This window comes from Gordonia insulae (assembly GCF_003855095.1).
In the GTDB taxonomy this organism is placed as follows: domain Bacteria; phylum Actinomycetota; class Actinomycetes; order Mycobacteriales; family Mycobacteriaceae; genus Gordonia; species Gordonia insulae.
The window spans coordinates 5,676,878-5,689,529 of sequence record NZ_CP033972.1 but is presented as its reverse complement, the minus strand read 5'-3'; the positions used below and the strand labels follow the sequence as shown (position 1 = coordinate 5,689,529).

Below are 12,652 nucleotides of genomic sequence, written 5' to 3'. Positions count from 1 at the left end.
AGATCAGGGCCGGTCAGGGTTCCGAATACGCCCAGGCGGAGATCAGCGACCGCGCGATGGAGATCGACCCCGGCAGCCGGAGCCGACGTTCGTCGGTGCCGGTGCCGACGGAGCCGTCGGCGCGCACCCACTCGGTCCCCTGCTCGAGGGCGTCGAGGACCTCGGCACGGTCGAACCAGGCAGCGTCCCCGATCTCACCGTCCAGGAAGGCCAGCGGCTCGTCCGGATCGCCGATGGCGGCGAACCCGAGCATCAGCGACCGCGGAAACGGCCACGGCTGGCTGCCCAGATACCGGGGATCGGACACGGTGATGCCGACCTCCTCGTGCACCTCACGCCGGACGCATTGTTCGAGCGACTCACCGGGCTCGACGAACCCGGCGAGCGTCGAGTACCACCCGTCGGGCCAGATCGACTGCCGGCCCAGCAGGACCCGGTCGCCGCCGTCGTGTACGACGGTGATGATGGCCGGGTCGGTGCGGGGGAACTCGTCGACGCCGGTCTCCACATGCCGTCGGACCCAGCCACCGCGCGCGGGGACCAACGGCGATCCATCCACCGGCGAGAAGTGAGCCGTCGCATGCCAATTCAAGATCCCGAGCGCAGTGGTCAGCAGGCCGGCCTCGTCCGCGTCGAGCCCGTGCGCACCACGGCGGGGATCGTCGGTGGGGCCGTCGATGTGGTCGACCCGGCGGGTCCACAGATCCGTCCCGGAGACGCCGAGGAACACCGCATCGGCCACCGGCTCGGCCCCCAGGTCGGCGGCGGCGATCCAGTGCAGCGCGCCGTCTTCGGTCACCGGGTAACGGCCGTTGCCGTCGATCTGCAGGACCCGGGCGGTCGCCCATCCCGACAGCATGCGGGCCGGGTCGTCCCGGACCTCGTCGGCACGGTCGAACGTCGCCCGCGACAGCACCGGTGGTTGGTCCAGCGAGAACATCGACATCAGTCCTGATTACCCTTCCGCACGTAGAGCAGTCGGTCGCCGACCTCGATCTGCTCCACCTCGCTGTCATCGACACGGTGCAGGACGCCGTTGCGCACCACCCCGAGCACGATGTCGCGCGTGTGCGACGGCGAGCCGCCGGTCTCGGTGGGATCGACCTCGCGTTCGGCGATCGCATACCCGGCATCCGGCGTGAGCAGATCCTCGATCACCTCGACCACCGACGGGGTCATGGTGGCGATACCGAGCAGCCGGCCCGCGGTCTCCGACGACACCACCACGGAGTTGGCGCCGGATTGGCGCATCAGGTGGGTGTTCTCCGACTCACGGATCGAGGCCACGATCTTCGCGCGGGGATTGAGCTCGCGGGCGGTCAGCGTGGCCAGGACCGCCGTGTCGTCACGGTTGGCCGCGACGACGATGCTCGAGGCATGCGCCACCCCGGCCAGACGCAGCACGTCGGACTTGGTCGCGTCACCACGAACCGTGACGAGGCCCTCGGCGGCGGCCGCCTCGAGAACGTCCGGGTTCGCGTCGACGACGACGATCTCGGCCGGCTTGATGCCGTCGCCGATCATGGCGTCGACCGCGGTCCGGCCCTTGGTGCCGAATCCGATGACGACCGTGTGGTTGCGCACGCTGTTCCTCCACCGCTGGATCTTGAGTGCCTGTCGGGACCGCTCGGTCAGCACCTCCAGTGTGGTGCCGATCAGCACGATCAGGAACAGCACACGCAGCGGGGTGATGATGAGCAGGTTGATCAATCGGGCCGAGGGACTGAACGGCGTGATGTCACCGTAGCCGGTGGTCGACAGGGTCACCGCGGAGTAGTACATCGCGTCGAGGAACGACAGCGGGTTGTCCTGCACATCCCGGTAGCCGTCACGGTCGAGATAGACGATGATCGCGGTCGCGAACAGCGCGACGACGGCGAACACCACCCGCTTGCCGATGGCGCGTCCCGGGCTCTGCTGCAACTCGGGAATCCGGACGACGCCCACCAACGCGTAGTCGGGCCGGTCGTAGAGTTCCTCACCACGCAGGCGACGACGAAAGCCACGCTTCGCCATCAGCATCCCGCCTGACGTCTCTTCACAAGTGCCGAATGTAGCTCATTTCGCGAGCAGTGCGCCGAGTGCCGCACGGTCGGGCAAATCGTCCGGTTCCAGGGTGTGACCCGACCGCACATAGTGGAACGCGGCCCGCACCTTGTCGAGCGGGACGCCGGCGAGTTGGGCCCAGGCGATCCGATAGGCGGCCAGCTGGACGAACAGCGACTCACGGCGCGCCGGTTCGGGTACCGACCCGGTCTTCCAGTCCACCACCAACCATCCACCGTCCGGCTCGGCGAACACGGCGTCGATCCGCCCGCGGATCACCGTCGGGCCGATCACCGTCTCGAACGGCACCTCCACCTCCGTCGGGCTGCGCTGGGCCCAGCGCGATGCCAGGAACGCCTCACGCAGCTGCTCGAGATCGGCGTCCGGCGTCGCCGTCGCATCGGCGGCACCCGGCAGCTCATCGACATCGAGCAACCGGGTCGCACCGAACCAACGCTCGACCCAGGCGTGAAAGGCGGTGCCCCGCCGGGCCGTCGGATTGGGTTGGAACGGAACGGGCCGGCGCAGGCGCCGGGCGAATGCCGCCTCGTCCGCGTCGAGTTCGACGAGCTGACTGACCGACAGATGTGTCGGTAGCTCCACATCGATCTCGGCCTGATTGGTCATGTGGTGTTCGGCGAGGAGCGCGGCCACTTCCGCACGCCATGCGGCGATCTCGTCGTCCTCGTCGCCGATCGGGTCGTCGGGTGGCGCCGGGGCGTCGAACAGGGCGGGCGCGTCCCGTTCCGCGATCGCATCCTGGACCAGCTGCGCGGCGGCGGCGACCGCGGTCCGACGCTCCCCCAGGTTGTCGCGCGGCCACGCCGCGCTGACCACCTGTTCGGCCAACGGGTTGCTCGCGTCGGCCGCGGGTTCGGGCGCGTCCACGTCGATGACCATGCCGGACGAATCGACCGCGGGATCGGCGACAGTGGCGGCGATGATCGTGCGGAGTTCGTCGAAGAACAGTGAACCGCCCCGTGGCTTGTCCCCCGTCTCCGACCAGTGATGCGCCGAGATCAACAGCGCCTGCTTGGCGCGGGTGAGCGCCACATAGAGCAACCGGCGGTCCTCCTCGAGCCGGCGCCGCCCGATGGCCTCCTTGTGCTCGGTCAATGCCGCCTCGAGCTCCTTGCGATCCGACACCGCCCGCAGATCCAGCGGTGGGAAACCCTCGGAGTTCGTCCCGTCGGCGAGGTCGCCACGCAACGCGGCGGGCAGTTCCTTGGCGCTGCCGAGCCAGGTGGTGTCGGCCCGGCCACCCGGGAAGATGCCCTGACTCAGATGGGGCAACACGACGACATCCCACTCGAGACCCTTCGCCGCGTGCACGGTGAGGATCTGCACCCGTTGCTCGGCAACCTCGATCCGCCCGGGTTCCAGCCCTTTCTCGATGGTCTCCGCCGTGTCCAGAAAGCCCAGCAGCCCGGGCAGATTCGCGCCCGGCCGGTCCGCGTAGGTCGTCACGTAATCGGCGAACGCGTCGAGGTGCTCACGGCCGGTGATGGCGCCACGCATCCGGTGGGCCCGGATCTGCGCCTCGACGGCCACGCCGATCGTGTGCTCGACGTCGGCGACCAGTTCCGGCAGTGGCTGACCGATCCGGCGCCGCAGCGATTCCAGCTGTCCGCCGAACGCGCGGATTCGTGCGAAACCCTCTGTGCTGTAGCGGCTCGCATCACCGGGATCGACGATGGCATCGGCGATCCCGGCCCGGTCGACGATCTCGGTCGGCAACACGGCGTCGAGCGCCGCATCGAGTTCCGCACGCGTCGCGACCACGCCGTTCGAGGCGTTGAAATCGACGACGGCGAGCTCGCGGGCCCGCTGCCACAACGCCGCCAGGTCACCGGCGCCGAGCTGCCATCGGGCGCCGGTCAACAACCGCATCGCCGCGGTCCCGGCCATCGGGTCGGCGATGACCCGCAACATGGCGACGATGTCCTCGATCTCCGGCACGTGCAGCAGCCCGCCGATGCCGACGACCTCGGCCGGGATGCCCCGGCTCTCCAGCTCGGCAGCCAACGGCGCCGAATCCTCGTTGCGCCGCACCAGGATCGCCGTGGTGGGCGGTGCCTCGCCGGCAGCCTCCGCGGACCGGTAATGCTGCTCGACGTGATCGGCGATCCACCTCCGCTCGTCCACGACGGTGTCGGTCAGGGCCAGATGCACCGTGCCCAGCGGGGCGTCCGGCCGCGGCCGCAACACGCTGACCGGGATACCGCGACGACGCAGTTCCTCCGACGTCTCGTTCGCCAGCCGCAGGGCGTGCACGGCGTTGCGCCAACTCGTCAACAGTTCCAGCCGGACAGCCGGTGAGGAATCGGACTGCCGGAAGTCGTCGGTGAACCGGGGCAGGTTGGCCGCCGACGCGCCGCGCCACCCGTAGATGGACTGGATCGGATCGCCGACCGCCGTGACGGCGATGCCCGGCCGGGCACCGCTCGCAGCGCCGGCCGTCCCGGGAGGGCCGGCGGGAGCGACCCCGAACAGCGTGGCCAGCAGCATCCGCTGTGAATGCCCGGTGTCCTGATACTCGTCGAGCAGCACCGCACGGAACGATTCACGCTCCGCGTCGGCCACTTCCGGATTCTGCATGACAAGCCGCGCGGCCAGCGACATCTGACTGCCGAAATCCAGCGCCGTCGCGGCACGCATCGTCTCCGCCAGCGCCTCCACCATCGGGATCAGCTCGCGCCGTTCATCTATCACGTCCCGGACCTTCAGCAGCGCCTGAGTCGGGGTGTCGCGCTGCCGGGGTCCCTTCGGCAACGTGTCGACAAGCCGATACAGATCATCACCCGCACGTCGCAGATCGGCGACATCGACGAGGTGCTCGGACATCTCGCCGTACAGCTTCAGGACCGCCTCGGTCACGCTCGCGGGCACCTTCGTCGTGTTCAGCTCGCCCGTCCAGTTCGCGACCACCGCGAATGCCATCTGCCACAGCTCGGTCTCCGACAGCAGGGTCGAATTGGGTTCCACTGGCAGCAGCAGTCCGTAGTCGGAGATCAGGCGGCCCGCATACGCGTGATAGGTACCCACTTCGGGGTCACCGCCGCTGAGCCGGGCGGCGATGGTTCCGTCGGGATCCCAATGACGCAGCGCGGGCGACCCGGCCAGCATCGACAGACGCCGCCGGATTCGCGCCCCGAGCTCACTGGCCGCCTTGCGGGTGAAGGTGAGACCGAGCACCTCGTCCGGCGCGACCAGACCGTTCGCGACCAGCCACACCACCCGCGACGCCATGGTCTCGGTCTTGCCGGCACCCGCACCCGCAACGACCAGCACAGGCTCCATCGGCGCCTCGATCACCGACACCTGCTCCGGCGTCGGTGGTGGCAGTCCGAGCGCGGCGGCCAGCGCCACCGCCGAGATCATCGGATCACCCCCACGGTCAGTCATCGATCACCGTCTTGCCGCGCAGCTGTGCGGGACAGCTCGTCACCAACGCGCAATGGGCACACCCGGGGTTGCGGGTGGCCGCGAAATCCGGTCCGACACTGGCCCGAGCGGCCTTGCGCACCACCGAGATCCACTCTTCGACCCGGTCGGGGGTGAGTGCATCCTGGGCGCGCTCGGTGGCGCCGGTGTTCCGGTTGGCCGCCGACACGTACACCAGGCGGCCGCCGCCGGGCTCGGTGTTCGCTCCCTCGACGCCGCCCAGCGCGAGCGCGAGCTGATAGGTGGCCAGCTGGGCGTGATCCTGCGCATCCGCCTTGGAGATCGCGGTCTTCGCGGTCTTGACGTCGACCACCACGGGCCGCCCCTGCCGGTCGCGCTCGAGTCGGTCGATGCGGCCACGCAACCGCACCGGCACGTCCGCGGCATCCGGGTCCTCGGCACCGTCGGCGCCGGAATCCGCCGGCACCGTCGCATCGATCTCCGCCTCCACACCGAGCTCGGCCAGATCGTCGCGGGACATCCGCAGCCAGTCACGGAAATTGGTCAGCATCGCCTCGGCGCGCTCGAGTTCCCGCACCGAATACCATGCGGCGCCGGTGTCGACACGATCCCAGATACCGCGCAGGGCGGCGGTCACCTCGGCGGGTTCGATCTGCCCGGCCACCGCTTGGACGAGCGTGTGCACCAACGTGCCCGTCAGCGCCGGGGTCCCGTCGCCGTCCCGGCCACCATGACGTTCGAGAACCCACCGCAGTGAGCACCGGGTCAAGGCCTCGACATTCGACGGCGACAACGTCACCGGACCACGGTCGGGCGTCCACAACGCGGCCGCGGTACTCGGACCGGCCAGGCCATACCAGTCCTTCGGCGACGCACCCGGTATGTCCGAATCCGCAAGCTCGGCAAGCAGTTCCGCCGCCGCCCGGGTCCGCGCGTCGAGCTCGTCCGCGCCGCTCCCGGCGCCGGCCACCACCGCCGACCGCAACGTCGCGATCAACGACGGCAGCGACAACACCCGGTCGACCCCGGGATCCAGTGGCGGCTCGACGATCTGCGCGTCGGACACCTCATCGGAGTCGGCGACCGGCCCACCGCGCCACCGCGCGATCGCCTCGGCGATCTCGCCGACGAAACGCGACGGCGAGGCATCCCCGCCACCGTCCTCCACCGCCGTGACCAGCAACCGACGTCGAGCCCGGGTACAGGCCACCAGCAACAGGCGGCGCTCGTCCGCCAGCGCCGACGTCGTCCGCGCCACCGTGTCCAACGCGTCCGGGTCCATACCGTCGAGCAGATCGACGAGTTGCCCCGTACCGAGCACGCTGCCCCGACTGCGCAGCGACGGCCAGAGCCCGTCCAGCACACCCGCCACCGCGACGACATCCCACTCCCGGCCCGCCGCGGCATGCGCCGACAGCACCGTGACCGCGTCGGCGGCCGACCCCGCCACCCTGCTGTCCCGGGGGATCTGCAGCGCCGAGATGTAGCGCACGAACCCCGCCGGCCCGGCGGCCGGCAAGGTGTCGGCGAAGTTGGCGACCGCCTCGAACATCGCCATCACCGCATCGAGGTCACGATCGGCCTGCTCCCCCGCCGGACCGCCGCGGATCGCACCCGCCGCCCAGCGGCGCTCCAACCCGGTGGCCTGCCAAGCGGCCCACAGGGTTTCCTCGACGCCGCGCCGCGCACGATGCACCCGATCGGCGGCCTCCACCACGTCCAGCACCCGCACGAGCGGCCGCGCCTCGGCATCCGACAACGCCGCCAGATAACGAGCGGCCTCGTCGCCGTCGAGGATCGCGCGGCGCAACGCGATCAGCGAATCGGTGGCCGCCCCACCCCCAGCGCGCTCGTCGAACCGACGGACACCTCGCCGCAGGCGACGCATCGCTCCCGGATCCGCTCCCCCGATCGGTCCGGACAACAGGGCCACCGCATCGTCGACGCCGAACGCCTCGACCGCGTCGTCATCGGTGAGTTCCCGTGCCGCGACGACCCGCAACACCTGCACCAGCGCGGTGACGGCCCGCTGCCGGTGCAGCGGCAGATCGCTGGTCGGCGTGGTGACCGGCACCCCGGCCGAGCGGAATGCCCGACGCAACGCAGGCAATGCCAGCGGCACCGACCGCACGATCACCGCCATCCTCGACCACGGGACGCCGTCGAAGAGATGCGCACGCCGCAGCAGGTCGGCGACGGCGGTGGCCTCCTTGGCCCCCGAACTGAACACCTTGACCTCGGCACCGTCGAGCGTGGCACCGTCCGGCGCGGCACCGTCATCGGAAGTCGCGTCGCCGGTCCCGGCGACCGGGCCCGGAAACGGGTGCGGCCGTGCACCCGGCAGACGTCCGGCCAACGCCGCACCCACCGCGGCGATCGCGGGATGATTCCGAAAAGCCTGATCCAGCACGATGTCCCGCGACGACCCGGCCTCGACGAGCCCGTCGGCGAACCGCGGGCTGGCACCGCGAAAGCCGAACACCGACTGGTCGGTGTCGGCCGCGATGATCGTCGAGTCGGTACCGGTGCCGATCAGCGTCACGAGCGCGGCCGCCTGCGGATCGAGGTGCTGTGCATCGTCGACGAGAAGGTGTCGGATGCGACGACGCTGCCCGGCCAGCAGATCCGGATCGGTGGCGAACGCCGACAAGGCCGAGCCGACCAGCTCCGCGGCGTCGACCGCGGGGGCCGATGCGCCCGGCGCGTCCGCCCCGACCACACCCCGCAACAGCATGTTCTGCTCGTACTGGGCATAGGCGTGCCCGGCCGCCACCCACTCCGGCCGGCGATGCTTCCGGCCGAGTGCGGACAGCTCCTCCGGGCCGACCCCACGCTCGGCCGCCCGCATCATCAGGTCGCGCAACGCCTGGGCGAACCCGTCGGTCCCCAGCGCCGGCCGCAGCCGCTCCGGCCAGTACCCGGCGCCGTCGTCGATGTCGCCCGCGAGGAGTTCCCGCAGCACCATGTCCTGCTCGGAGCCGGTGATCAGGCGCGGCGGCGGATTGCCGTGTACCGACGCCTGCAAGCGCAGGATCGCGAACGCGTACGAATGAACGGTGCGCACCAACGGTTCCCGCAGCGCACGACTCTCCGCGTCATCCGCCGGCCCGCTCGCTCCGCTCCCGGCGCCGCCTCCATTCGGCCCGCTCGCTCCGCTCCCGGCGCCACCTCCATTCGGCCCGCTCGCTCCGCTCCCGGCGCCGGCTCCACCCGGCCCGCTCGCTCCGCTCCCGGCGCCGGCAGACAGCACGCGCCGGGCGATCTCCTCACGCAACGACGCGGCCGCCCGCCGCGAGGACGCCAGCACCAGCACCGACTCGGGGTCCACCCCTGGCCGTAGCAGCCGCGAGACGGCCGCATCCACGATCAACGATGTCTTCCCGGTACCCGGCCCGCCGTGCACCCGCACCGGCGACCACGGCTGTCCGGGATCGGCGGCCGCTGCCCCGCCGATCACCGCCTGCACGTCCGGTGGCCAGATCCGCACGCGGTCGTCGGCCGCGCGGGTCGCGATCAGCCGAGTGCGCAGCGCGGTGCCCCCGCCCGATCGGGCCGGTTGACCGGCGCCGGCAGCAACGCGTGCGGTCCGCGTCTCACCCGTGGGGTGTGCGGTGCTGCGTCTGGCCATGTCCCTATGGAATCACGCGGCCACGACAGGCATCCCGCGGCCGACGCCGGTCCGGCACCAACCGTCGGCGATACGGCAGGATGACATCATGCCGACGACCTCCCGTGCGCCGTTGACCACCTATGTGTTCGGCCCCGACACCACCGAGACACCGCACGTGCTGGCCGTGCACGGACTGACCGGCCATGGTCGGCGCTGGGAGTCGCTGGCCACCGAAAACCTCCACGATGTGCGGGTCATCGCCCCCGACCTGATCGGGCACGGGCACTCGCCCTGGGTTCCGCCGTGGTCGTTCGAGCAGCACCTCGACGCGCTGACCGCGGTGGTCGACGAGCACATCCCGACGTCGGCCCGGCCGTTCGTGATCGTCGGACATTCGTTCGGGGGTGCACTCGCCGTCCGACTCGCCGAGCGGCTCGGCCGCGACGTGGTCCGCGGGCTGGTGCTCCTCGACCCCGCCCAGGGACTGGATCCGCACTGGGCGTTGGAGGTGGCCACCGACAGCCTCGCGCACTGGGACTACCCGGATGCCGACACCGCTCGCGCCACCAAACGCGAGGAGGGCTGGGCCGAGGTCCCGGATCGGTTGCTGACCGCGGAGATCGACACCCACCTCATCGACCTCGACAACGGGCGCGTCGGCTGGCGGGTGTGCGCGCCCGCGGCGGCCGCCGCGTGGAGTGAGATGGCCCGCGACCCCGTCCTCCCCCGGCCGGGCTCCCGACCGCGATCGTGGTCGCCGACCGCGTCGACCCACCGTTCGTCGGTCCGGCGTTTCTCGAGGCGTGCGCGATCGAGCGGCGCGACGACGTGGAGATCATGCACGCCGACTGCGGACACATGGTGCCGTTCCTGGAACCCGCGCTCACCGCCGATGTGATCCGGGCGATGGCCGGACGGCGCTGACATGGCGTCGGTCACCGACGAGGATGTCGAACAGGTCCGCGCACTCGTCGCGGCGATCCCCGAGGGGCAGGTCACCACCTACGGAGATCTGGCCTCTGCGGTCGGGTTGTCCAGCCCGCGGATCGTCGGATGGATCATGCGCACCGATTCGGCGGACCTACCGTGGCATCGCGTCATCTCGGCGAGTGGCCGGCCGGCCGCACACCTGGCCGGCCGGCAGCTCGAACGTCTACGGGGCGAGGGGGTTCCGATTCGCGACGGACGTGTGGCACTGCGCGAGTGTCGATGGACCCCGCCGGAAGGCTAGGTGCGGACGAGAGACTCAGCCGCGGACGGCCGCCCGCCGACGGTAGGGACTCACCGCTGCCCGCATCCGTGTCACGATGAGGTCGACGATGCGCCGGTCGGCGCCGAGGGGGTCGGCCACCGCGTCGGCGCCATAGGTCTGCAGCCGGTCATGGAACAGCCCCGGTGCCAGCAGGTAGCTGGCCACCACCACACGACGGCCGCGGCGGGACGCCCGTTCGATCGCCTCCGGCACCGACGGCGACGCCGTGGTGATGAATCCCACCTCGACTCGTCCACCGATGATCGACTCGAGCTGACGAGCAGCGAGATGCACCTGCCCACAAGCACTCTCGTCCGACGATCCGGCGGCCGCGAGAACCACGGAGTCACCCGGCTCCCAGCCGGCCTCGATCAGCCGCAGGCGGGCGACCGACGCGATGGCCGGATCCGGTCCGAGCGCGCGTGTCACCACCGTGTCGGCACGTCCCGCTTCGGCAACGTGCTGCGGAAGATCTTTGCGCACATGGTATCCGGACGCCAGGAAGGCGGGTACGAGGACGGCCGGGCGATCCACGTCGGCGATCACCTCCGACGGCGTGGGTCCCAGCACATCGACAAAGGCGGTCCTGGTGGTCCCGATGCGATCACTCACCGCCTCGGCGATCTGGGCGATCACGTTGACGCCATGAGGGTTTCGCGTGCCATGCGCAACCAGGACCGGACTGATCTCACGCAGGCGGTCGCCCACCGGGAGCGTCGGATGATTCCCGCGACTCCTCATTCGGTGTCGTCCTCTCCCTCATAGCCGAGGTCGACGGCGAGGCGATAGCCGCGCTTGACCACGGTCTGGATCATCTTCGGATCGCCCAGCGCGTTGCGCAAGCGCGCCACCGCCACCTCGACGGCGTGGGTGTCGGAACTGTCCCCGGGCAGACCCGCGAGCAACTCCTGCCGCGCGACCACCCGGCCGGGCGAGACGGCCAGCGCCTTGAGCAGGCTCAGACTCGTCGCGGACAGCTCGCGCACCTCGCCGTCGACGATCACCGCCTGTCCACGTATGGCGGTGTCGTGACCGTGGATTCGCAAGTTGTGGCTCCGTCGCGGAAGTTCCTCGGTGATCAGCCGGGCGAGCGCACCGAGGCGAAAACGTTTGGGGTAGGTGGTCGGGATCTGCAACGCCTCCAGTGGACCTGCGGTCACCGACCCGACGCACATGACCGGCACCGAGGTACGCATTGCGTGCACGAATTGGGAGAGCTTGCCCAATTCCTTGGCGCGCGTGAGGATCGCGGCCGCTGCCGGCGCACTCGTGAAGGTGATGGCGTCGAGATCCCCGCGGATGACCGCGGCGACCATCTTGTCGATGCGGTCGACATCGGGATGCATGTTCCATCGGTAGACCGGTACCGGCAGCACCTCGGCGCCCGCGGCCCGCAGGACGGCGCAGAAATCCGGCAGCGGCTCCCACTCCGTGGTGGCGCCGTGCAGCTGCACGGCGATGCGCACGCCGTCGACGCCCTCTTCGAGCAGCCGATCGAGCACCTCCGACGACGACTCGCTCTCCGGCGACCACTCCTCCCGCAGCCCGGCGGCGCGGATCGCGCCCTTGGCCTTGGGTCCGCGGGCGATCAGGCGACTCTTGCCGAGTGCCGCGATCAGCCGCTCGGCATTGCCCCAGCCGTCGGTGGCCTCGACCCAGCCGCGGAAGCCGATGCCCGTCGTCGCCACCATCAGTTCGGGTGGGTCGGCGGTGATCACCTCGGTCACCTCCTGGAGCTCGGTGTCGTCGACGAGGGGCAGGATGCGGATCGTCGGTGCGGCCATGACCTCGGCACCGCGCCGGGTCAGCAACGCCGCGAACTCGTCGGCACGGCGGGCCGCGGTGATACCGATGGTGAATCCGGCCAGGGGCAGTGTCTCGGCGTCGTCGGCGGACATCGCGTTTCTGTTGGTGCTCATGGGCGGGGGAAATACACCTCGACCATGTCGTCGGCGACCCGTACCGCATAGCTCGGCACCGATTTCTCCTCGTCGTCGAGGCAGGAGCCGGTCCGCAGGGAGAAGACCTGCTTGCCGAGCGGGCTCGCGACCGTCGGCTCACCGGCCCGGTCACCCGTGACGCCGCGGGAGAGCACCGCGGCCCGGGCGAACGGATCGATGTTGCCGATGGCATAGAGCCGGGTGCGGCCGAGCACGGCCTCCCGATCCGTCTCCATCGCCGGGATACGGAAGAGGGCCGCCTGCTCGAACTCGGGCCCGAGCACCCCGACCCCCCGGCCGACCGCGAGGTCGGAGAGCGGACAGGCGCGCACCCACTCGCCGGGAACCACGTCGGGGCGGCTCCCGCCCGCGGGCTCGTGGGCGTCGGGTTTGGTGATC

The 12,652-nt window shown here is 70.6% G+C and carries 8 protein-coding genes and 1 pseudogene; 2 read left to right on the top strand and 7 right to left on the bottom strand.

Annotation, left to right across the window (positions count from 1 at the left end):
• Window positions 1–13: 13 nt before the first annotated feature.
• The 4 genes from nudC to D7316_RS25635 are packed head-to-tail and all read right to left on the bottom strand — an operon-like array spanning window position 14 to window position 9,079.
• Window positions 14–946 carry an NAD(+) diphosphatase gene (nudC, locus tag D7316_RS25650; RefSeq protein WP_124710766.1) on the bottom strand — a complete coding sequence of 311 codons (933 nt, stop codon included), beginning with the start codon at window positions 944–946 and terminating at the stop codon, window positions 14–16.
• Entirely contained in the window at window positions 946–2,016 is a 1,071-nt protein-coding gene (locus tag D7316_RS25645) for a potassium channel family protein (protein ID WP_124710765.1), read from the bottom strand. The genes nudC and D7316_RS25645 overlap by 1 nt, the downstream gene beginning before the upstream one ends.
• Window positions 2,017–2,058: 42 nt before the next feature.
• A complete protein-coding gene (locus D7316_RS25640) occupies window positions 2,059–5,451 on the bottom strand; it encodes an ATP-dependent helicase (RefSeq protein ID WP_124710764.1) in 3,393 nt (1,130 codons plus the stop codon).
• Window positions 5,444–9,079 (bottom strand): ATP-dependent helicase, encoded by a 3,636-nt coding sequence (locus D7316_RS25635; protein WP_232017080.1) that lies wholly within the window; start codon window positions 9,077–9,079, stop codon window positions 5,444–5,446. The genes D7316_RS25640 and D7316_RS25635 overlap by 8 nt, the downstream gene beginning before the upstream one ends.
• Before the next feature lie 88 nt (window positions 9,080–9,167).
• Here D7316_RS25635 and D7316_RS25630 point away from each other — a divergent pair.
• Window positions 9,168–9,985, top strand: a pseudogene (locus tag D7316_RS25630) (alpha/beta hydrolase).
• Window position 9,986: 1 nt separating this feature from the next.
• Entirely contained in the window at window positions 9,987–10,292 is a 306-nt protein-coding gene (locus D7316_RS25625; protein ID WP_124710763.1) for an MGMT family protein, read from the top strand.
• Between the two features lie 15 nt (window positions 10,293–10,307).
• Here the strand turns inward: D7316_RS25625 and D7316_RS25620 are convergent, their stop codons facing one another.
• The 3 genes from D7316_RS25620 to nirD are packed head-to-tail and all read right to left on the bottom strand — an operon-like array spanning window position 10,308 to window position 12,651.
• Window positions 10,308–11,054, bottom strand: a complete 747-nt coding sequence (locus tag D7316_RS25620; RefSeq protein ID WP_124710762.1) for a sirohydrochlorin chelatase — start codon at window positions 11,052–11,054, stop codon at window positions 10,308–10,310.
• Window positions 11,051–12,232 carry a uroporphyrinogen-III synthase gene (locus D7316_RS25615; protein ID WP_124710761.1) on the bottom strand — a complete coding sequence of 394 codons (1,182 nt, stop codon included), beginning with the start codon at window positions 12,230–12,232 and terminating at the stop codon, window positions 11,051–11,053. The genes D7316_RS25620 and D7316_RS25615 overlap by 4 nt, the downstream gene beginning before the upstream one ends.
• On the bottom strand, window positions 12,229–12,651 hold the full coding sequence (gene nirD / locus D7316_RS25610) for a nitrite reductase small subunit NirD (protein WP_197718399.1): 423 nt from the start codon (window positions 12,649–12,651) through the stop codon (window positions 12,229–12,231). Before nirD ends, D7316_RS25615 begins: the two co-directional genes overlap by 4 nt.
• Window position 12,652: the final 1 nt, after the last annotated feature.